This is a genomic window from Mucilaginibacter sp. P1_D10 (assembly GCF_056406215.1).
Genome location: NZ_JBFUAP010000010.1, coordinates 86618 through 109122, shown reverse-complemented (window position 1 = coordinate 109122; position 22505 = coordinate 86618). Strand labels below are relative to the sequence as shown.

Below are 22505 nucleotides of genomic sequence, written 5' to 3'. Positions count from 1 at the left end.
AATCGCGTTAGTGCAAATATTATTTAATAGCAGCCGGATTCGATTCATTCTCCTCCAAATCAACAGCCCTAACGGTCAACCTGCCTTTTGGCCAGGCTTTCCCGGTGATGGGTTGCCAGGTGGTTAAGGGTGTAAAGGCTATGCGCAGCCCTCTGCAATAAATATCGTAACCCAGGATGCCTTTGTTATCGTGCGAGGCCTTCCAGCTTAAATGCTTTTTAGGCCCTATGCCGGTAAGCTTCAGGTTTTTTGGTGCCGAGGGCAGTTGCTTATCAGGGTTGAGCCGATTGGTGCAGTTAATGAATGCCCGTAATACGTGGTAGGTACCTTTCCAGATCTGGCCTTTTAGGGCTAGCTTGTATTGCGGCTGTTTATCCAAGCCGCCCTGGTACCAGTCGCCGTGCTCGTGGTCTATCAGGTAGGTTTGTGTGTAAGCCCAAAGCTTGTGGAATTTTTGACCGTATTGCAGGCTATCCTTCGGGTACATATCATCGAACATCAGCAAGGTATTCAGCCCCTCGGCTTGCGCCCACCAGTTTTTGGTATCGGCTATGATGGTGATGCCGGGCTTATCCTTAAAATAGTAGCCCTCATCGTAAAAGCCGCCTACGCTATCGTCCCAGCCGTTTTTCAGGGCATGGTCAACCATGCGCTTGGCAACGGCCATGGTGGTATGGTCGTTTTTAAGGCCGAGCAGGTGCGATGCTTCCAGCATAAGGTAAGCAGTCTCTACATCGTGGCCGAAGGAAACATGGTCAAGCCCGCGATGGCTCAGAATATAAGTTTCAGAAGAATCGCGGTTGTTAACGGGTGTCCAGTCGGGCTGGAAAAACAGGGTGAGGTTACCCCTTGGCGTTACGATTTTGTCGCGTATCAGCAGCAGCATTTCCTGCAAGCGCACTCGCAGCAAACTATCGGGCCATACCCGGTAAAGCTCGCTAAACGATTCGAGCAGATGGATGGAAGTGTTCTGGTCCTTATACCCCGTCTCGGCGCGGGAAGGGGTTGCCGCCGTGCGGATGATGGGCGTACCATCGCGCTCCATATGCTGATAATATCCTTTAAAAACAGGGTCGTGGCTGTGCTGCTCCAACCAATGGAACTGTTTTATGGCCAGGTTTAGTGCGCTGGTATCGCCGCTTTGGCGGTAGTAAGCGGCAATGGCGTAAAGCGCGAAGGAGTTGCCATAGGCTTCCTTGGGCGCAAAACTGCCGGGCTTGGGCTTGCCCTGCCTATCGGTATAGGTGTAAAAACCGCCGTATTGCTTATCCCACAACACATTCTTTAAAAACAGGAAGCCCTGCGCGGCGCCTTTGGCATAGTATTTTTCGGATGGATACTGCTCCGCCGCCCGGGAGTTGCTCCATACATGGCGGCTTTGGGTAACAATCATCTTGTCCTGATTGCCCGTGGGCTTAAAATCGTAACTAAAGCTGCTCAGGAAGCCGCCGTAAAGTGTATCTATCGCTGCCGGGTACCATGGCTTCAGCAACTCATCTACCATCGATTTCTTCATCTCGCGGTACACCTGCGGGCGGTTTGTAGCAGCAGGTGTTTGAGCGCTGCCGGCCTCGCCTATCAGCATCAAACCAAATGCGGCGCAGCAAAATCTTTTTATATTGACAGATGCCATACGTCTATTTTTTGTTCAGCAGGTGATCGGCAGCCAGTACCAGGAATAAATAATCAGACGTGCCGCCGCCCAACACGTATTCGCCCTGTTGCCACAGGTATGGCCATTTCAGCAATTCCGGAAAATCGGGACGGATGAGGGCCGTGCCCGATGCGCTGCCGCCCGGTATGTACGACCAATCTGCCCGGTTAAAACCATACGCCGTAGTCATAGACCGTGCGCCTACGCCCGAAATGAATGAGGAGGTGTTTGAGCCCGGGTGGCAACCCAAAATAAAGTTGATGGAATTGAGCATGTACTCGTCGCTGAATATGGTTGGGAAATTCGCGCAAAGGAAGTACTGCTTGTACCCAAAGTTTTGGATGCCCCAGCCTGCGCCCCAAATATTGGGTTCGTAAGGCACACCGTACGGCGTTTTTAGGCCCTGTTTCTGTATATCGGCATACATTTTTTTAACGGCGGCGGTAATGGCTTCGGTGTAGTGGGCATCGTTTACCGCTTTTAGGGTACGGCCAACCATCCAGCCGGTGTTGCCAATGCGTTGCGCTATCAACTCCTTGTTCTTCACCAAAAAGTCGGCGTATTTCCTATCGCCGGTGGTGAGTAACAACTCTACCGCCAAGGGTACGAACCTGCCGATGTTCTTGTCCTCGGTTTTGTTCCAAACCTCTGTGGCAATCTGCAGGCATTGGGTAGCCAGGGTATCGTTATAGCCCTTCATTACACGGCTGGCAGCGGCTAAAGCAACGGCGGTTTGCAAAGTGCGGCCGGTATTTTCTTCGGTGAAAACCCAGCGATCATCTGCCGGGGCAGGTTTATTCAGGATGGCATCGGTGTTGGTGCCGTTGGTTTTGTATTGGATGTTATCGGTAAGGTTGGCTGCATCGCCCAGCAAAACGTACTGGCGGATGGTAGGCTCTATAATGCCCCGGTAAAACCGGCCCATGGCCTGGTAGCCACCGGTAATGGTGAGCAGGCCATGCTCTATTTGTTGCAAAACATCGGGCTTGCCATCGGGTTGCTGTATCTCTACGATGTGGTTGGTTTGGTCGATCGTAGTATTATCGTAATCTACATGGAACTCCTCGTAAGCCAAGGTAAGTCCGTGTACGGTTTCGGCTTGTGATTCTACGCGGATATCGAAATCTCCGGCATCGTGCCAGGCACCACGGTTAAGGAAGGGCACGTTATCGCCGGGCTTAAATTTAGTGAGGGTAGAGTGGCCCTGTATGTAACCGTCGAAATGGTTAGAGTCGGTAGGTGCCATACGGGCATCATCCATGTGGCACAAGCCGTGCCATACGCGATACTTATCGTTCACGCGCATGTGGCACATCTGGGCCGGCAAAAAATATTCCAACGTAGGCTGCCATACATCATTGGCGAAAACGTTGCTGCTGATCTGGAAAGGTTCGGTTTGGTAGCCGCCATATTTAACCACATACATGCCCGGTTTTTTTACTGAAGTAAAATCGAAACGGAGATAGTGATAGCGTAAAAAGTTGCCCCACTCTGCGGGGGCTTGCTTAAGCACCGCTACCAGCCCGCCGTTTTCGCTTACGCGAAGCAGCGATACCTGCTGTTTTTGGGTATCGTGCTTATCCAGTTCTATCACCGCAATTTTTTGCTGGCTGGGGTGGTAGCCCACCTGCGATACCTGCACCACCGGCGGCGAGAGCCAGCCCTTGATAGCGTTCGGCGTTACCAGCCATTCTATGGCGCCTTTGGTGGCACCTTTGGCGATGAGCGAGCGCACCACAAACCAGCCGTTGTTGTGCTTGCTGCGGCCATCAAGCAGTTGCAGCTTATCGCCGTTAAGGCTTTGTATCACCATGCGTTGGGCATCCGCCTCGGGCGCAATAATTAATTTTTTGCCACTGGCGAGGGGCTGGGTTTGGTAATCACCATCGTTATCTTTCAGCATCTGGCTGTTCGATTGCAGCGGGAAAATACCGAACTGGTCATCGGCATAGTACGATTTGCCGAACAATACCCCCGGAAACAATTCGATATTGAAGCCCACCTTGCCTATCCAGGCATCAGGCAAAGGTTTATCCAGGTCTACTATAATCTTGAAGGCGTTGCCAACGGGCAGCACGCGGATATTGTAAGCGAAGTTAAGATCTGGATAGATGATGGGGTTAAAGCCCTTACGGTTGATATCGTTATTAGGATATTCCATGCGCACGCTTATTTCTTGYGTAGCTTTATTGATTACCCGCTTGCCTACCTTCGGCGTTGGCGACCATTGCCCCGGCGTAGGCTCAAGCCGCAAATCGCCGTTAGTGGCCACGCGTTGCCCGTTTTGGATAATGCCCACGCCGCCCTGGTGCCCTTCGGGGTAAAAATCGTGTGCCAGCATTACGTTTACGCTGCCGTATTCCAGGTATTCCTGGCTATTGAGTATCATGCCCGTTTTTTTGAGCTTTTGCGCAGTGGCTAATTGAGTGCAGGTCATACAAAATATGCCCGATGCGATGAGTAAAGATTTAACTTTCATAGTAATTCAGAAGAGGCGGGTAAGAGATGTTGCCGCCACCGTAAAATTAGTGCAGCCGGGCGCGGGATAATGGCAGTAATTGATTGTTTTATACAAAAAATGTTAAAAAACGAGCAGGATTACGGCTTTCGGCACGGTTTAGCAGCTGAAATAAGCCTACGTAAATATATTTAGCGGTTTGCGCGGAAGTTTACTATTTTTGCAATCCTAAAAAAGATACGGAGAGGTGTCTGAGTGGTCGAAAGAGCACGCCTGGAAAGTGTGTATACGCCAAAAGTGTATCGAGGGTTCGAATCCCTCCCTCTCCGCAATTTATATATCGAACGATTCAAAAACGCCTTAAATGATGCATTTAAGGCGTTTTTTGTTTCCGGGAACCTCCAAATTATTCAGTAAATCGCATTCTTCTGGCGACCTATAGGTGACCTGTCAGGCATCAAGGGCAACAGGTCACCAGAAAGTTTATAAGTCTAAACGGCAAACCGATCCGTCTAAATGGAGCACATCTGCACAAAAACCAGATCGGACGGGCAACTCAAAGTGGCTTACATCGGCATCAGTGGCATCGAATTCTCTATTCCTTTACCCACATTTTCAGAAACCTGCTGTAGGAATTATCTGTTAATTTATAAGCGGCCGGTATTTGTTTATCCGGAGCATGGTAAGTCGCCAACTTTGTCCCGGAGGGGCGGCTGCTCAGCATTTCATGGATAAACTCTGTATATTCATTGTAAAGTTCAAACGAAGTCTTAACCGAGTAATCGATGCGGCTTCCGGGTTCAATATTTTCGTAAAAAGAGTTATAAAAATAGAAGTTGTCATAATCTTCATAGTTCAGTTCCGTCAGGTTTCCGTAACTGAAATGAACATTTTCCACGCCAAGTTCTTCCTGGGCGCTTTTGGCATGGTTGAACAATTCTTTTCGCTGTTCAATCCCAAAGAAGTGAGTATCGGGATGATAAACCCCTGCCGCAAGGCAAAATTTACCAACGCCGCTGCCGATGTCCAATACCCGGCTACCCTGCACAGCCAAAAAATTACTGGCCTCCAGGGCAATATCCAATGCAGTCCAGTGCAGTTGTGACAACTCACGGATATGCTGCGGGTATAAGTTGTCAAAGGCAGCGTCTTTACGGAAATAGGAAATGTTTATGGTGTCACTGTACATTTTTAGAAGCGCGTTATATTTGAAATATGTATTCAGGTTAAAAAAAAGCTATTCTTTGATCCATAACCGGAGTAATGTTGAAAATCCTGACTCAACCAATTTGAAACTATCCGGCAAGATCTCACCCAAGCTTTGGTAGGTAACTACCCTTGTACCCGAGGGCTTATCTTTCAGCACGGATTGTAAATACTGTGTATAATAATCATAAAGGCCGTAAGATATCTCTATGGTGTCATCAATGACATTTTCCCGGTCGATGTTTTCATAAAAAGAATTGTAAAAATAAAAATGGTCGAACTCTTTGAAGTTCACCTGGGTAATATTTGCATATATGAAACCAGCATTAGCCAACTTGAGATAGTTTTTAACGATCCTGGCATAATGGATCAATTCGTGCCTTTGTTCTACGCCAAAAAAAAGGGAATCCGGGTATAGATGCGCTGCGGTCAGACAGAATTTACCGATACCGCTGCCGATATCAAGAATCTTTGCGCCCTTAATGTTTAAGTATCCTGCCGCAATTTTTGCGACATGCAATGGCGTCCACTGTTTTTGGGACATCAGCTGGAAATGTTCGGGATAAAGCCAATCAAAGTCGGCATCGCTGCGAAAAAAACAATCCATCGGGTTTCGCTTTTTGAAGGGTGCCATTAACGGGTGAATACCCTCCGGTTCTGGCGGAAAAGTGGAATAGGGATAAACTGTAATCACGTACAAATATACCCGGGTAATCGCCTTCCATGATCGGAACTACATCAGCGAAGAATCTGATATTTATCAGTTTTTAATATTATCGTAACTTTGTCTCATGAGTTTATCAGGGATTTTTCCAATTGATCGCTGGAGTTTTATGACACAATCGGTGTTAAGTGTCCTTTCGGAAGAGGATTATAAGATATTAATCAGTAACCAATCGGATTACCGTTATCAGAAAGGCGATGTTATTTTCCGGGAGGGCACCGTGCCGTCAGGAATATTCTTGATCAGAAGCGGTAAGGTTAAAAAATATAAAGTAGATCAGATCGGCAAGGAGCAGATCATTTACGTGGCCGACCGGGGTGAGCTGATTGGGTATCACGCGGTGCTTTCCGAGGAACGTTACCCCGACTCTGCTGCCGCGATGGAAGAAAGCTTAGTTTCCTTTATACCCAAAGAAGACTTTATGGCTGCATTGACGCGGTCGCCGCTTTTTATGCAAAAGTTGCTGAAAGCCCTGAGTCACGAATTTACCGTATTGGCTAATAGCATTTCTGTATTTGCACAGCGTACAGGGCCCGAGCGGCTGGCCATTGCACTTATTGTACTTCGGGAGAAATACAAAAACACGCAGCAAGCCGATCAGGAGATCATTTTAAACATTTCTCGCGCCGACCTGGCCAACATCGCCGGTATTGCCCAGGAAAATGTGATCCGCTTATTAAAGGAGTTTAAAACAGAGGGTATCCTTAACACGGAAGGCAGAAAAATAATGATCAAAGACGTAAAATTGCTGGTCAAGCGGGCTAATTATCGTTAATCGGTATCCCAAAAACTGATAAATATCAGTTCTCCGGCTGATCTCTTTCAGCAAAGGGATGGATTAATTGCTGCATCTTTGTTTATGCCCCAATGCTATACCATTAATCGTTTATGCATTCCAAGCCTCGATCAGGCGGTGGATGATGTTGCCCTTAGCAATCGTCGAGTTAAAGTTTCGCTTTTTTCATTGTAATGCTACCCGCATTTTACTGCCAGAGTGAATGATTGTAGAAATACCCGAAGCGCAGGCTACCTTAAATAAAGCCAATTTTCTACGCGGTGATAGGATTTTCGATAAAATGTATCCGCCAGCTATTGGCGCTTTGTCCGCCATACACTGGACTCCGCTGGATGTTGTGGAAGAAGCCAGTGATTTCCTGGCCGCTCCGGGTGCGCGTATCCTCGATGTTGGCGCCGGAGCCGGGAAATTCTGTATCGCTGCCGGAAACCTTCATCCCGAAGCAACATTCTATGGTATCGAACATCGAAAACCCTTCGTTGACGAAGCTGAACGGATACGTTTGCTTACAGGTGTCAATAATGTAAATTTCCGTTGCGGAAACATAACAGATCTGAAAAGTGACGACTTTGATCATTTTTATTTTTACAATTCCTTCTGCGAGCAGGTTCAGCCATGGGGGAGGATCGATAACACAGTAAAAATATCATTTAGTTTATATCAGCGTTATAAAAACCATTTTCATGCGATGCTTGAAAATAAACCTGCTGATACCCGCCTGGTTACTTATCATACGCCCAATAGCGAACTTCCGAAAAGCTATAAGCTGGTTCGCAACTCGTACAAAAAATGCTTGAAACTGTGGATCAAAACATGACCGGAAGCTACAAGTAGCTAAAAGCGCCCTTATACACAAACACCCCAACATAACACTTATAATTCCTAAATAAGATGCTCCATAAAACGTCGCCTATTGAAAATTGTCAGCTATGCAAAGCTGAAAGTGAACTGACCATATATAAAATTTCCCCGGCCGGACACCAGCGAAATGAGCTCGCCGTATGCCTGGTTTGCCTGGACGAGCTTTCAAAAAAAGGCCGGCCAGATAACCGGTATTGGCGTTTTTTAGCCGAAGCCATGTGGAGTGAGGTGCCGGCCGTACAGGTGCTTGCCTGGCGCATACTCAACCATATCCATGAGGAGAACTGGGCGGCAGATTGCCTGGAGCTGCTTTACCTTGACGAGGAAACATTGGCATGGGCGAAAGCTGGTCTTGAAACCGATGCGGAGGTGATACTTGAATTACACCGCGATAGTCTGGGGAATGAACTGCAAGCCGGTGACACGGTAGTATTGACCCGCACACTTGATGTTAAAGGCAGCTCGTTAAACGCGAAAATGGGTACTGTGGTTAAAAATATCCGGCTGGTTTCAGATAATACTGATCAGATAGAAGGTAAAATCGACGGTCAGACGATCGTTATTTTGACCAAATACCTTCGTAAACAAAAAAGTTAAACAAGTTAAAGATGGCTGTTTTATGGTCATTGGCCACATCTGCCTGCGAAACCTACAGGGATAGTTTTTTAACTGTTCAGAGAAAGTGAATAAACTGAATATAACCAGTGTCCCGAAGTTTTATATCGGCGGCAGCTAAACCTGTCGTGATTTAACATTACGACTCTGTAACTCTTTGCTCCGCATCGTTAGAAAAAGCTGACTTGCCCCTTGGGGATCATAAATTCAGCAACTATAGATTTAGCCCGAAATAAAACAATTTAATTGGCCAATAAATCATTACATAGACCTGTGGACCATGAAGGGCCGTGGCGGCACTATTGATGAAGTGGCGTAAAAGTCAACCTAACCTCTCAGGCTCCGTTTAAATGCAAAAACCTATACTCCCCGCCAACGGGCAATGTCATTAAGTTAAGAAACCTATTGGGGGTTTAGCCGTAGCAGATGAAGCTGGAATTTCCAGGAAAATTATAGCTAAAACAGGTGCGGTTTATTGGAAAAAGCTGGAATTTTTTTTCGGTCCGGACGCGCAATATTTAGGAAAAATGGCCATTCCTTGCAAATTTCGCCCTTTTTACGCCTGCATTGAAGAAGAGCGAAAAAGCACTAAAAACACCGAAAAAACGAAGAAAAACGCAGATTTTTGAAGGCATTTTGGCAAATTTAAGCCAGCGGCAGGGGCAGCATGACGGCAGGTATGTCTTTCCCGGACCGACCCAATTTCACCGTGGTGGTCCAACATTTCTATAAAATAAAAACTGGACAACCTACACGCCAAAACGCGGCATTTCCAACACTTTGTTTGTAAGGAAAACGCGCTGCCCGCAGCATTATTGCGCGTAAAAAATATAGTCCCCAAAACCTTTTTTGATGCATTTTGCTTGATAATTTTGGCTTTCCGGCTGCAAAAAGCACCGGCATGAAGGCAGTATAAGATGAGCGATTACGTATTCGATTTTAAGCAAACAGGTAAAGCCACTCTTCCCTTAGCGGGTGGCAAAGGCGCAAACCTGGCCGAACTGGCCAAAATACCAGGCATACGCGTGCCGGATGGTTTCTGCGTGTCTACAGATGCTTTCAAAAAGGCTATCGAAGAGGCAACGGTAATTGACGGATTGCTCAATAGGTTATCCCCGCTAAAAGCCGGAGACCAGGAAGCAATCGTAATGCTAGGTGCCGCAATTCGCAGCGCCATCGAAAGCAGCCCCATCCCGGAGGAAGTCCGAGAAGAAGTTATCAAGGCACTCTCCGCGTTCGACACAAAGGCTGCCTGGGCGGTGCGTTCCAGTGCGACTGCAGAGGATTTGCCGGGGGCATCTTTCGCCGGACAGCAGGATACTTACCTCAACATCGTGGGGCAACAAGCCGTGATGCAGCATATCCGCAACTGCTGGGCATCCCTGTTTACCGATAGGGCAATCGCCTATCGCATTCAAAACGGGTTCGACCACCGTAAAGTGCAGTTGGCTGTTGTGGTGCAGCTGATGGTGCAGCCGCACGCGGCAGGGGTTATGTTCACCGCCCATCCGGTTAGCGGCAACCGCAAAGTGCTTTCTGTAGATGCTGGTTTTGGGCTGGGCGAGGCCATGGTATCGGGCCTGGTGAACGCTGATAATTATGAGGTGCGCGACGGCGAGATTATCGACAAGAACATATCTGTCAAGAAAATCGGGATTTATTCGGTAGAAGGTGGCGGTACCAAAGAAACGGGTATCGAGCCTGCTCAGCAAAACCGGCAAGTACTTACAGATGAGCAGATTTTGCAGCTGGAGCAAATAGGCAGGAAGATAGAGGCGCATTTCGGCAACCCGCAAGATATTGAATGGTGCCTGCAGGATGATGTGTTCTACATCGTACAAAGCCGGCCTGTGACCACCTTATTCCCCATCCCCGAAGCGGGGGATGAAGGGAAGCACGTTTACATCTCCGTAGGCCACCAGCAAATGATGACGGATGCCATGCGTCCGCTGGGTATATCGCTATGGCAGTTGACCGCCGCCCGCCCTATGTATAAAGCCGGCGGCAGATTATTTGTAGATATCGCTGCCCAATTGGCCATACCTGCCGCAAGGGCAGCGTTGATAGGTGCCATGGGCAAACACGACCCACTATTGAAAGATGCATTACTAACCCTGATAGAGCGTGGCGATTTTATCGAATCCCCGCCTGATGACGGCCAGCCGCAACCGGCCGCGAAAAACGACAAGCCGGCACCCCCAGCTACCCCTAAAACCGAAACAGCAGATAACCCGGAAATAGTTGCCGAACTTATTGCAAACAGCGAAGCATCCTTAGTGGAATTAAAGCAAACTATTTGGACCAAAACAGGCGTAGAGCTCTTCGATTTTATATTGGAAGACAGGCAGGCTTTGCGGATAGGCCTGTTCGATCCGCGGAGCATGGCCGCGATAATGGCTTCGATGAATGCCGCGTTTTGGATAAACGACAAGATGGAAGAATGGCTTGGCGATAAGAACGCAGCCGATACGCTCGCGCAATCCGTACCTAACAACATCACCTCAGAAATGGGCATGGCCCTGCTGGATGTGGCCGATGCGATACGCCTCTATCCTGAAGTGTTAGAATACCTTCGACGCACAAAAGATGATAGCTTTTTGGACGCGCTGTCGCAGTTGAATGGTGGGCAGCAAGCCCGACAGGCCATTGGGGCGTATCTGGAGAAATACGGCATGCGCTGCAGTGGCGAGATAGATATCACCAACACCCGCTGGAGCGAGAAGCCGTCGTTACTGATCACGATGCTCCTCAACAACATCAAGAATTTTGCACCCAGCGAAGGCGCACACAAGTTTGCGCAAGGCCTGGCGGAGGCATCGAAAAAAGAACAGGATTTGCTAAGCCGCTTGATGATGCTTCCCGGTGGCGAAGCAAAAGCAGCTGAAGCAAAGCGGCATATAGGCATCCTCCGCAATTTCGCAGGCTATCGTGAATACCCAAAATACGGCATCATGGCCCGCTTCTTCGTATATAAAACAGCCCTGATGAAAGAAGCGAAGACGCTGGTTGATGCCGGGCTAATTGCCGATATGGAAGATGCATACTACCTCACCTTCCATGAGTTCCGCGAGGTGGTGCGCACAAAGGAATTGGCTGGCGAATTGATCAGGCAACGGCGGGAGGAGCACCAATTTCACCAGAAACTAAACCCGCCCCGCGTTATCACCTCCGATGGCGAAATTATTACGGGCAGGTACAAGCGCGATGATATCCCTACTGATGCCATCGCCGGCCTGGCTGTTTCGGCGGGTACGGTGGAGGGCCGTGCCCGGGTTATCCTGAACATGACAGATGCCAATTTGGAAGAGGGCGATATATTGGTCACCACTTTTACCGACCCGAGCTGGACGCCCCTCTTCCTATCCATCAAAGGCCTGGTTACCGAAGTTGGCGGCCTGATGACCCACGGCGCCGTCATTGCCCGTGAATACGGCCTGCCCGCCGTGGTAGGCCTAGAAAATGCTACGAAGCTGATTGCCGACGGGCAGCGCATACGCGTAAATGGTACCGAGGGGTATGTGGAGATATTGTGAGAAGAGGTTTTTTAGGCATGGGACTACCGCTAAGCCAATTCGCCGATTGTACCCCATCCCTCTTGTAACATAAACCTAAAAAAAGCGTCTTACTTTACAGTAAAAACTAATACTTTAGCTTTTATTATGCTTGCATAACAATCAAACCCATAACTGAACATATGAAAACAATCTACGCTGCCCTACTGGCTGGCAGCATCAGCGCTTGTGCCATCAGCACGGCCAAGGCACAGGCTCCACTTGTCGAAACTCCCGCCTACAAATTGTACCGGGCAACCACAACCAAGATTAACGACCTGGTACACACCAAACTCGATGTACGGTTCGACTACAAAAAACGCTATATGTATGGCAAAGAATGGGTTACTTTAAAGCCTCACATGTACCCAACAGATAGCCTGCGCCTGGATGCCAAAGGCATGGATCTGAAAACCATCGCCGTAGTAAAAAATGGCAAAACCACCCCGCTTACTTTTACCTACGATAGCCTTACCGTAGCCATTAAGCTGGATAAAACTTACACCAACGCCGAAAGCTACACCATCTACATTGATTATACCGCCAAGCCAAATGAGCTGAAAGTAAAAGGCAGTTCGGCTATCAGCGATGCCAAAGGCCTGTACTTTGTGAACCCCGATGGCACCGATAAGGATAAACCCATCCAGATATGGACACAAGGCGAAACCGAGAGCTCGTCGTGCTGGTTCCCTACCATCGATAAACCGAACCAGAAAACTACCGAAGAAATCATCATGACGGTGCCAAAGCAGTACGTTACATTGAGCAATGGCCGTTTGGCGCTATCCAAAGTAAACAAAGATGGCACCCGCACCGATACCTGGAAACAGGAGTTGCCGCACTCGCCCTACCTGTTTATGATGGCCGTGGGCGATTTCAAGATCTATAAAGATAAATGGCGCAACAAAGAGGTAAGTTATTACCTGGAGCCAAAATACGCGCCGTATGCTAAAGATATCTTCGGCTTTACGCCCGAGGTGATCGAATTCTACTCAAAAACCCTGGGTATTGATTACCCATGGTACAAATACTCGCAGATAGTTGTGCGCGATTACGTGAGCGGCGCCATGGAAAACACCACCGCTACCCTGCATGGCACCTACGTACAAGGTACCAAGCGTGAGTTGGACGATCGTTATTACGATGCCGGTCGCAGCACCATCGTGCACGAATTGTTCCACCAATGGTTTGGCGATTATGTAACCGCCGAAAGCTGGAGCAACCTTACCGTGAACGAATCTTTCGCCGATTTCAGCGAAAGCATATGGGCCGAATATAAATACGGCAAGGATGCCGGCGATGCGCACAGCTTCGATGCTATGCAAAGCTACCTTAACCAGCCGGATGCCAAGAAAAAGGATCTGGTGCGTTTCCATTATAATGATAAAGAAGATGTATTCGATGTAGTTACCTACCAAAAAGGCGGTCGCATACTATACATGCTACGCAACTACCTGGGCAACGCTGCGTTCTATAAGGGCCTCAACATTTACCTTAAAACCAACGCCTTTAAAAATGGCGAGGCGCAGCAATTGCGTTTAGCTATGGAAGAAGCCAGCGGCCGCGATCTTAACTGGTTCTTTAACCAATGGTACTACGGCGCCGGCCACCCGGTGCTTAACATCAGTTACAAATGGGATGCTGCTACCAAAAAACAAACTGTTTACCTGCAGCAAACCCAGGATGGTAACGCGTTTACTTTCCCTGTTGCTATTGATATTTATGCCGGCGGCAAAAAAGAGCGTCACACTGTTTGGATGCGCGATAAAGCCGATACACTTACTTTCGATGTAGCATCTAAACCCGACCTGGTGAACTTTGATGGCGATAAGATTTTATTGACCAAGAAAACCGATAGCAAAACGCTGGATGAGTTTGCGTTCCAATACTTCAACGCACCATTGTTCCTGGATCGTTACGAGGCTATCGAATTCGCCAAAACCCGCCAGAGCGATAAGGCAGCGCAGAAGATAATCATTGCGGCCCTTACCGATAAATTCTACCAATTGCGTATCAAAGCCATCAATGCAGCGGCAATTACCAGCTACGATGACGTACGCAATGCAGGCGTGCCAATCATAGCCAGGCTTGCCCAAACAGACGATAATAACCTGGTACGTGCCGCGGCTATCAATGCATTAGGTAAGCTGAAAGCATCGGGCAATATGAACCTGTTTAAACAAGCCTTGAACAGCCAAAGCTATGCTATACAGGGCGCAGCCTTGAACGCCATTGCGCTGCTCAATCCTGCCGATGCTATCCCCCTGGCGAAAAACTATGAGAAGGACAGCAAAGGCGCATTATCGCAGGCCATCCTCAGCGTATATGCAGCCAATGGCGGCGATACCGAATGGCCTTACGTGTACAGCGCCATCAGCGAAGGCGATCCGCAAACCCAATTTAACCTGATGCGCAAATTCGGCGATTTTACCGGCCGCGTAAAAAGCCCTGAGTATGCGCAAGCCGGCATCAAATTCATTGGCGATTTCGGTGCCAAGTACAAACAATTCGGCGTGGCCCCGCAAATAGTAACCTTACTTACTGCAGTAAAAGATGCCCGCACCAAACTGGGCGATACCGCATCTGCCGCAGCTGCCGATAAAGCAATTGCCGCGCTGCAATAATATTTATTAATATGTTTAAGCAGAGCCGCCCCGCAATTGTGGGGCGGCTTTTTAATTAACGCTAATTTTCACGAATTGAGTTGACACGAATTCTCACCAATTGAGACGAATTATAGAAACACTCAGATTTGCCGTACTCTGTGCGCTCTGCCATTAAGAAACTTCTATTCTTGATATTCTGCCAGGCTCTGTGCCCCTCTGTGTGTCTCTCTCTGTGCCCTCTGCGTTTAAAACCCTCTTCGTAAAATTCGGGGTAATTCATTTTTAACACTTTTTAACCTCTTTTAACATTTACTTAAAAGTAAATTCGATAACTTAGTACTATCAAACCGAACCCATATGAAAAAGGCATTGTTACTTGTTGTATTGCTGGCCGGTGCCGGTCGCTTATTGGCTCAAAATGATTTGAAATTGCCCGGCGCAACCGCCATGCCCTTATTATCCATAACGGTTGATACTACCCTGCAATCGCCCACGCTAAAACAACTCACCAAAATACCCGATGCCAATATGCTGAAGAAATTGGCCACATTGGATAAATTCAACCAATCCCCACTAAGTGAAACTAAGCTGATAAGCCAGACGGATGAGTATCGCATGCCAGTGGCAGTACTCAGCGGCAAATCGAACATGCCCATAAAAAAGATAGGCGGCTATTATACCATGCCGGTTTATGGCACTGAAGCTAAGAAGAAGCTGATTACTATAGCTCCGTAATTTGCGGGATTTAGTTGCGGATGCTTTTACGGTAGCCTGTTGCCTTGTTTATCGATATAGGATTCCTCCTGGTGCGCGCGCTACCCTTACTGCTTCTCGGCCGTCCAACGGCCGGGGTTTTCTATTGATCCGTCGCTGGAGCCAGTCCAGATGCCTTCCATTTTGGTGCCGTTGCCCGTTACGTTTACCGTGTAAACAACGGGTTCAATATTGCCGCTTATTATTACCGATTGCATGGTAAGCACCTTCGTAGTGGTGTTGTAGCTGCCGGTAATGCTATCGGTACCCGTTGCACTGCCATCTGTAGCATCCCATTGAAATAGCCCTGTGTAATTGCCACCGTTTTGCGTGAGGGTGAAAGAGCCTGTCCAATGGCGGCCATCATTGCCCAGGGCGCTGGTGATGTTCCATTTGCCTGCCAGCGATGGCTCGGGCAATGCTTTTGAGCCACAGGCTACGATAACCTGTATCAAAAATACCGAAAAGATGATTTTGAGGATGCGCATGCCTTGGTAATTTATTGGTTTACAAGGCTAAAGATAGGCAACCTTTGTCTGTTGCATCAACATTATCGTAATAATTAAGTTTGCACGAAGGCCTTACGCTTTTTTAAATGTCGTTTTTAAAACCGAAGGGAGTAAAAGGATATTAACCCCAGGCTTGTGCAGCCGCTGCATCCTCCCCCTACGAAAATTTTAACCCTGCGAAAATTTTATAAAGTTTAAGTACATATATTTATATTAGGGACAAATTTGACATCCACCCTAATGACCTTACGCACCTTCTCGTTGCTGTTTTGCCTGCTAATAGCTTCGCCCTTTGTGTTTGCGCAAGTACCATCGATACAATCGGTTACGCCCTTAAGTGCCAAGCCGGGTACCACCCTGGTGATAAAGGGCAGCAATTTCAATACCTTGCCCGCCCACAGCAAAGTTTTTTTTGGCGCCAGTTGGGTACCCGTACTGTCGGCCAGCAGCACACAGCTTAACGTTAAAGCACCCTATGGCTCGTATTACGGGCCGGTAACAGTACTTGATTTCGATACACAGTTGTCGGTCACTTCCAATTTTTTCTTCATGACCACTTTTGCCGGGCCGGGCAAAATACAGGCTTCAGATTATGATGCTCCCTACACCCGCAGCACAGGCAGCTCGCCAAGCATGCTGCTGGTGCAGGACTTCTATCAACGCGGCAGCCCCGACCTGGCTACCTTGAACAATGGCGACAACATGATAGCCGAATACCCCAACGAATCTGCCAAAGATGGCGGGGCGTTCAATTTCAGCGGGGGCAGGCAAACCGCTACAGGCAAAAACCCGCAAGGCATGTGCCTGGCCGACATCAATGGTGAGGGCTCGCGCGAAATCATCATAACCAACCGGGACGACAACACCTTATCGGTGTTATCAGATGGCGCACTCAGCGGCAGCTTTGCCACCGGCCCGCAGCCGAGGGCCGTTGCCGCTGCCGATTTCGACGGCGACGGCCGTATTGATATTGCCGTAGCCAACACCGGCGATAACACCATCTCCATACTTCGCAATGCCGGCAATTCCTATTACACCGACCCCACTCATGATTTGCTGGCTAAGATAGACCTTCCCGCAGGCCTCAACCCGCAGAGCATTACCGCTACAGACTTAGATAGCGATGGCAAGCCCGAACTCATCATAGCTAATACCGGCGATAACAATATTTGGGTTTACCCCAATATTGCCGTAGCGGGAAGCATCACCGCAGCATCGTTCGGCCCTAAAATAGTATTTGCAGCGGGTAACGGTCCCATACAGGTGGTTACCGGCGATATAGATGGCGATGACAAGCCGGACCTTCTGGTAGTAAATAGCGGTGCGACCAACATATCCGTGTTCCGCAATACATCGGCGGGCAGCGTATCCTTTGCTGCAAAGGCCGATTTGCCTACGCCATTGGTACCCCTGCACCTCTCCCTGGGCGACCTTGATGGCGACGGCCGCGTTGATGCAGCCATCAGCTGGGCCAACAGCACAAAGCTTTCATTGTTCCGCAATACCTCCACGCCCGGCACGTTCAACTTCGATGCCAACGTCGACCTGGAAACGGGCAGTCTGGTGCGTTTCTCGGCCATCGCCGACTTTAATAAAGATGGCGTAACTGATGTTGTTGCGGGTAGCACAGCAGCCAACATGCTTTATATCTTCCGCAATCACTTGATTACGCCACCGCCGGTAATTACCTCGTTCAGCCCGCAACAGGGCTCAAACGGCGTCACGGTAATCATAAAGGGAACCGACCTCGGCGGAGCTACTGCAGTGAGCTTCGGCGGCATACCGGCGGCAAGCTTTACGGTGGATTCGCCTACGCAAATAACCGCCGTTGTTGGCGCCGGCGCCACCGGCACCGTAAGCGTTACCAGCCCCAAGGGCACTACCGAACTGCCGGGTTTTACATTTGAAGGCAAACCTGCGTTTACTTACGCCGGTCCCCAGGTGTATAAAAAAGGCGTTGCTATTGCAACCCTTGCCCCGCAGCATACCGGCGGTGCGGTAAGCGATTACACACTGACAGCCCAGGATTTTGTAGGCGGTGCTGTCGGCCTTAAAGACGGCACCGGCGCCCAGGCGGAGTTTAACGGCCCTGTAGGTATGGTAATAGACAAAAACGGAAATTTTTACCTGGCCGATAAACTTAATGCGCGCATACGTAAAATAACACCCGCAGGCGTGGTAACTACTTTTGCCGGCAACGACCCCTCAGCTACATTCAATGAACCCACCGGACTTGCCATAGATGCCGCGGGCAATATATACGTGGCCGATGCCCTGAATAACAAAATACGCAAAATTACTCCTGCGGGCGATGTAAGCACCCTGGCCGGCAGCGGGCAACAGGGCAGCGCTGATGGGCCAGCGTTGACTGCTACTTTTAATTATCCAACCGGAGTAGCAGTGGACGCCACAGGCACCATATTCGTGGCCGATTGCAATAACAACGTTATCCGCAAGATTACGCCCGATGGCATGGTTTCCCGTTATAGCGGTACGCTGAACAACCCGGGGGATTTTGACGGCGACATCGATCAGGCGGGGTATTCTAAACCTTACACCCTCGCAATCGATAAGAAAGGCAATATGTACGTTATGGAAAGGGGATCAGGTGCCTTGAGGATTATTAACCCGCAGCAAAACATCACCACGCTTACCAATTTTAGCGGTATGAGCTGCGTAGCAGTAGACGCTGATGACAACATATACGCAAGCACAGGACAGGAAATAATAAAAATAAACTCTTCGGGAAAATTGACCCTGGAATCAACTTCGTTCGGGGGCGAGGGCATGGTAACAGCGCCCGATGGCAGCATCTATATCTGCGGAGGCAACTCCATTAAAAAACTGGTTTACTCACCTGCATATACAATTACCCCTGCCCTGCCCGCCGGCCTCAGTATAGACATAGGCACAGGTATCATTACGGGCATACCGACAGTAACCTGGCCCCAAACTACCTATCAAATAACAGCCGGGAATGCCAGCGGCATCGCTACAGCCAATGTTACCATATCGGTAACAGAAACCAACCCGCAGCCGCCCGTCATCACCTCCTTTACGCCCACTAATGGCCCACTGGGTACCACCGTTACCATCACCGGCACAGGGTTCAGCGCAACCGCCGCCAATAACATCGTTTATTTCGGCGCAACTAAAGGCATGGTGGCAGGCGGCAACACCAAAGAGCTTTTAGTAATAGTACCTGCTGGGGCAACTTACAGCGTGCTAACAGTACTCAATACCGAAACCGAGCTTACGGCTTACGCCACCAAACCGTTCACCGTTACGTTCCCATCAACCCATAAAATAGAGGCCGACGATTTTGAAGCTAAGGTGGAATTCAGGGCGAGCACTAACCTGCAAACCCTCGCCATTACCGATCTGGATGGCGACGGCAAACCCGATATGGTAGTAACCGATTGGACCGATAAAACTGTAGCAGCTTACCGCAACACCACCAATAATGACGGTATCAATACGCAATCTTTCGCGCAGCCGGTGCTGTTTGATACCGGCTTAGAGCCCTGGCAGGTTACCGCCGGCGACCTCGATGGCGATGGCAAACCAGACCTGGTGGTAGTAAACTACGGCACCAACTATATTTCGGTTTATCGCAATACCTCTACAAAAGGGAATATATCGTTTGCGCCAAGGGTAGATATTTACAGCGGCGTTAACCCTGTTGCCGTGGCCATAGGCGATTTGGATGCAGATGGAAAACCCGAGATTGTAGTGGGCAACTCTATCAGCAAAACCATTTCAGTTTTCAAGAATTTCACGCCAACCGGTAATATCAGCGCCGAATCATTTGTGCGGGAGATGGATATACCAGCCGGGCCACAACCTTCGGATATACAACTGGCGGATATGGATGGTGATGGCAAACCCGATATTGTTTATAGCAATGCTAATACAGGCGGCTTCAACGTACTGCGCAGCAAAGCGGTAAAAGGCAGTCTGTCGGCCGATTCGTTTTACCCCCGGGTGAATTTCCCGGGCGTATCGCAATCGCAGAACCTTACCATAGGCGACCTGGACGGCGACAACAAGCCCGATGTAGTGGTAACCAACCAGTTCAACGGTTCGATATCCATCTACCGTAACATCAGCACCCCTGGCGGCATTAATGCAACCTCCATTGCCGTTCCGGTAAATATCCAGCTGCCATTTCCGCAGGATGTGGAGATGGGCGATATAGATGGCGACGGCAAACCTGATCTGGTTATCTCCAACTCCGGGCAAAAATCGATATCGGTGCTGCGCAATAATACCTCGGCGCAAGGGATAGACGCAAACTCTTTTATGCCCGAAGTAAACCTAAAAACTTCCAATGTTTATGATGCCGCCATTGCCGATTTGGATGGGGACGGAAAACCCGAAGTGATAGGCTCTACCGATGGCAGCATCACCGTGTTCCGTTACGAGCCGCACGAGGTAATTACCGCACCGCTTGCCTTTGGTGCTATACCGCCCAAAACGCTTTGCTCGCCCAATTTCGACCCCGGGGCTACCAGCGGCGCACCCATCACCTACACCAGCGATAACCCCGCCGTGGCAACTATCGTGGGCGGCAAGGTGCACATCGTGGACGTAGGTACAGCCACCATAACCGCGAACGACGGCAGCACCACACAGCAGCAAACCTTAACAGTAACCAATATAGGCGCAACGCCTACGGTATCTATCAGTTCCAACCCATCAACCGCCTGCGACGGCATGGACGTTACCTTCAACGCAACCGCGCAAAATGCAGGCCTTAGCCCTACCTACCAATGGGAATTGAATGGCGCAACAGCTGGCACCAACATAGCTACATTTACCGTTACAGGCATGAAAAGCACCGATGTAGTTACCTGCTCGGTTACCAACAACGATGGCTGCGTACCCACAACATCGGGGCCGGTTAGGGGCAAGATAGATGTTTCCATCAATAGCTCGGTGAGCTTGACTATCGCCTCGTCGCAACAGGGGCCAACATGCCCGGGCACAACCGTTACCTTTACGGCAACGCCGACTTACTCGCCCTCGGCGGCTAATTTCGACACGGGCGACATCCGGTATCAATGGTATGTTAACGGTATCGCCACCGGCAGCAACAGCCCGCAATTCATTACAAGGGATCTGAAGGATGGCGATTACGTGTATTGCAACATAGTGGTGGGCGGCAGGTGTATCATCGGCCCTACGGCAGCATCTAATGTAATAACAGCCGCTATAAGCCCGGCGGCGCAATGCCGCACGGACATCCCCAACACCTTTACCCCCAACGGCGACGGTATTAACGATACCTGGCGGCTTGATAACCTATACAATGCATCTACCTCGTTCTCGGTAACTATTTATAACCGCTATGGGGCACAGCTGTTCTACGCTGCAACATACGCCAAACCCTGGGATGGCACCTACAAAGGCAAGCCTGTACCAGTAGGCGTTTACTATTATGTAATCCTTTTGAAAGATACCGGGAAAGCACTATCGGGCTGGGTAAGCGTTATCAGGTAAGGGGCGTTAACGGCAGATGTTATTCGGCAGAAAATCAAACCAATTTCCTTACGGAAGTTTCGGGCGTAATGGTGCTGCCATCAAGGCCTGTAAGCAGGTTTAGTCCGGGCGTTTTGCCCACCTCTATACTGCCCCTGGTGTTATCTATTCCCATAAATTTAGCGCCATTAATGGTGCCCCATTCCAGCAGGGTATCCAGGCTAAGGGAGGGTAAATGCTGCTGCAGGGTACGCATCTCGCTCAGAATACACAATTTATTATTAGAAGCAAGGCTATCGGTACCGAGGGTGATATTCAGTCCCTGGTTCACGAACAGCTCTACCTTGGGCAGGCGTTTCTCAATATACAGGTTAGCATTGGGGCAAAAGCACCAATTAATATTGCGATCGAAGCGTTTGATGAAGTAGATGTCCTTAAGGTTAGTACAGGTGTTGTGCACCATCAGTATTTTTTGCCGGTTGGTAAGCAGCGGAATAATCGATTGCAGCGAATTACGCGCCTGCGGGCGGAAATAATTGATATCAATACCCAGGTGTTTGTACAGATCAACAAAGCCGCCTAATTTATATCGGTAAAACTTATTCTCGTCTTCGCACTCCTGGTTATGTATGCTTAGAAGATTGTTGCCGGTATCGCTGTAGCGTTTGATCAGCTTGAACAAATCTTTAGATACCGAATATGGCGCATGCGCCGTAACTGATACCGATTGCGGCCTAAACTCATCTGCCAGCGCCAGGGCATTGGCAAAAATAACTTCGGCACGTTCGGGTAAGAAACCGAACACTTCTACAAAAGTGTGGTAGTATAATTTGCTTTGGGCTTTTAAGCCTATGGTAAAATTACTGTTACTGATATCGGCAACCGCTACGATGCCATTTTCCTGCATTTCTACATCGGCCTTTTCTGCGGCAGCAGTAATTTCTCCTTTATCGGCATGCCGCACGGCTTGTACGCTTTTTATGAAATCTACCAGACCGTTGCCCGGCGCGATTTTATCCTTCAAGTGCGAAAGTTCGGTATGGCAATGGGTGTTAATAAAACCTGGGACAATTATACCGTTGAGTCTTTCAACAGGGATATTTTGAAAATCAGCTTGTTGACCATCGGAGATGGCAATTATCTTTCCGGCATCGTCAACGGTTACTATTCCATTTTTTATTGGATCGGCTTGGACGGGGTAAATGTAATCGGCTCTAAAACTCTTCATTAAAGTAAAAATGGCATCTTCTAAAAAATTTAAACCCAATCCAATTTAGTAAAATACAATTAA

The 22505-nt window shown here is 49.0% G+C and carries 14 protein-coding genes and 1 tRNA gene; 9 read left to right on the top strand and 6 right to left on the bottom strand.

Annotated features, from left to right (window positions below):
* Positions 1-19 precede the first annotated feature (19 nt).
* Both AC1DYT_RS16905 and AC1DYT_RS16900 read right to left on the bottom strand, forming a co-directional pair.
* Positions 20-1633 (bottom strand): AGE family epimerase/isomerase, encoded by a 1614-nt coding sequence (locus AC1DYT_RS16905; RefSeq protein ID WP_477470738.1) that lies wholly within the window; start codon positions 1631-1633, stop codon positions 20-22.
* Positions 1634-1637: 4 nt separating this feature from the next.
* Positions 1638-4133 carry a glycoside hydrolase family 9 protein gene (locus tag AC1DYT_RS16900; RefSeq protein WP_477470737.1) on the bottom strand — a complete coding sequence of 832 codons (2496 nt, stop codon included), beginning with the start codon at positions 4131-4133 and terminating at the stop codon, positions 1638-1640.
* 220 nt (positions 4134-4353) lie between these two features.
* On the opposite strand from AC1DYT_RS16900, the gene AC1DYT_RS16895 reads away from it, so the two are divergent.
* Positions 4354-4441, top strand: a tRNA-Ser gene (locus tag AC1DYT_RS16895).
* A 266-nt stretch (positions 4442-4707) separates the two neighbouring features.
* On the opposite strand, the gene AC1DYT_RS16890 is transcribed toward AC1DYT_RS16895, so the two are convergent.
* Positions 4708-5301 (bottom strand): methyltransferase domain-containing protein, encoded by a 594-nt coding sequence (locus AC1DYT_RS16890; protein ID WP_477470736.1) that lies wholly within the window; start codon positions 5299-5301, stop codon positions 4708-4710.
* A gap of 48 nt (positions 5302-5349) precedes the next feature.
* Positions 5350-6012 carry a class I SAM-dependent methyltransferase gene (locus tag AC1DYT_RS16885; RefSeq protein WP_477470735.1) on the bottom strand — a complete coding sequence of 221 codons (663 nt, stop codon included), beginning with the start codon at positions 6010-6012 and terminating at the stop codon, positions 5350-5352.
* Between the two features lie 97 nt (positions 6013-6109).
* On the opposite strand from AC1DYT_RS16885, the gene AC1DYT_RS16880 reads away from it, so the two are divergent.
* From AC1DYT_RS16880 to AC1DYT_RS16850, 7 genes are all read left to right on the top strand, one after another.
* On the top strand, positions 6110-6817 hold the full coding sequence (locus AC1DYT_RS16880; RefSeq protein WP_477461533.1) for a Crp/Fnr family transcriptional regulator: 708 nt from the start codon (positions 6110-6112) through the stop codon (positions 6815-6817).
* 223 nt (positions 6818-7040) lie between these two features.
* The gene (locus AC1DYT_RS16875; RefSeq protein ID WP_477470734.1) at positions 7041-7655 is read left to right on the top strand and encodes a class I SAM-dependent methyltransferase; all 615 of its coding nucleotides are present in this window, start codon (positions 7041-7043) and stop codon (positions 7653-7655) included.
* 74 nt (positions 7656-7729) lie between these two features.
* Complete coding sequence (locus AC1DYT_RS16870; RefSeq protein WP_477470733.1) at positions 7730-8296, top strand: alkylphosphonate utilization protein; 567 nt, start codon at positions 7730-7732, stop codon at positions 8294-8296.
* Between the two features lie 585 nt (positions 8297-8881).
* Positions 8882-9046: a hypothetical protein gene (locus AC1DYT_RS16865; RefSeq protein ID WP_477470732.1), complete on the top strand. Its 165-nt coding sequence runs from the start codon at positions 8882-8884 to the stop codon at positions 9044-9046.
* Between the two features lie 185 nt (positions 9047-9231).
* Positions 9232-11847, top strand: coding sequence for a phosphoenolpyruvate synthase (gene ppsA / locus AC1DYT_RS16860; protein WP_477470731.1), 2616 nt, complete (start codon positions 9232-9234; stop codon positions 11845-11847).
* Between the two features lie 161 nt (positions 11848-12008).
* Entirely contained in the window at positions 12009-14489 is a 2481-nt protein-coding gene (locus tag AC1DYT_RS16855; RefSeq protein ID WP_477470730.1) for a M1 family aminopeptidase, read from the top strand.
* Positions 14490-14828: 339 nt separating this feature from the next.
* Entirely contained in the window at positions 14829-15206 is a 378-nt protein-coding gene (locus AC1DYT_RS16850) for a hypothetical protein (protein ID WP_477470729.1), read from the top strand.
* Positions 15207-15292: 86 nt separating this feature from the next.
* Here the strand turns inward: AC1DYT_RS16850 and AC1DYT_RS16845 are convergent, their stop codons facing one another.
* Complete coding sequence (locus AC1DYT_RS16845) at positions 15293-15712, bottom strand: hypothetical protein (RefSeq protein WP_477470728.1); 420 nt, start codon at positions 15710-15712, stop codon at positions 15293-15295.
* Positions 15713-15973: 261 nt separating this feature from the next.
* Between AC1DYT_RS16845 and AC1DYT_RS16840 the strand changes: the two genes are divergently transcribed.
* Complete coding sequence (locus tag AC1DYT_RS16840; RefSeq protein ID WP_477470727.1) at positions 15974-21235, top strand: FG-GAP-like repeat-containing protein; 5262 nt, start codon at positions 15974-15976, stop codon at positions 21233-21235.
* A gap of 34 nt (positions 21236-21269) precedes the next feature.
* On the opposite strand, the gene AC1DYT_RS16835 is transcribed toward AC1DYT_RS16840, so the two are convergent.
* Positions 21270-22442 (bottom strand): amidohydrolase family protein, encoded by a 1173-nt coding sequence (locus AC1DYT_RS16835; RefSeq protein ID WP_477470726.1) that lies wholly within the window; start codon positions 22440-22442, stop codon positions 21270-21272.
* Between the last annotated feature and the right edge of the window lie 63 nt (positions 22443-22505).

Bases quoted from the DNA above. Each gene is read 5' to 3' on its own strand.
- AC1DYT_RS16875 (WP_477470734.1), top strand. From the start codon at position 7,041: ATGATTGTAGAAATACCCGAAGCGCAGGCTACCTTAAATAAAGCCAAT.
- AC1DYT_RS16855 (WP_477470730.1), top strand. From the start codon at position 12,009: ATGAAAACAATCTACGCTGCCCTACTGGCTGGCAGCATCAGCGCTTGT.
- AC1DYT_RS16840 (WP_477470727.1), top strand. From the start codon at position 15,974: ATGACCTTACGCACCTTCTCGTTGCTGTTTTGCCTGCTAATAGCTTCG.
- AC1DYT_RS16905 (WP_477470738.1), bottom strand. From the start codon at position 1,633: ATGGCATCTGTCAATATAAAAAGATTTTGCTGCGCCGCATTTGGTTTG.
- AC1DYT_RS16880 (WP_477461533.1), top strand. From the start codon at position 6,110: ATGAGTTTATCAGGGATTTTTCCAATTGATCGCTGGAGTTTTATGACA.
- AC1DYT_RS16835 (WP_477470726.1), bottom strand. From the start codon at position 22,442: ATGAAGAGTTTTAGAGCCGATTACATTTACCCCGTCCAAGCCGATCCA.
- ppsA (WP_477470731.1), top strand. From the start codon at position 9,232: ATGAGCGATTACGTATTCGATTTTAAGCAAACAGGTAAAGCCACTCTT.
- AC1DYT_RS16850 (WP_477470729.1), top strand. From the start codon at position 14,829: ATGAAAAAGGCATTGTTACTTGTTGTATTGCTGGCCGGTGCCGGTCGC.
- AC1DYT_RS16870 (WP_477470733.1), top strand. From the start codon at position 7,730: ATGCTCCATAAAACGTCGCCTATTGAAAATTGTCAGCTATGCAAAGCT.
- AC1DYT_RS16845 (WP_477470728.1), bottom strand. From the start codon at position 15,712: ATGCGCATCCTCAAAATCATCTTTTCGGTATTTTTGATACAGGTTATC.
- AC1DYT_RS16890 (WP_477470736.1), bottom strand. From the start codon at position 5,301: ATGTACAGTGACACCATAAACATTTCCTATTTCCGTAAAGACGCTGCC.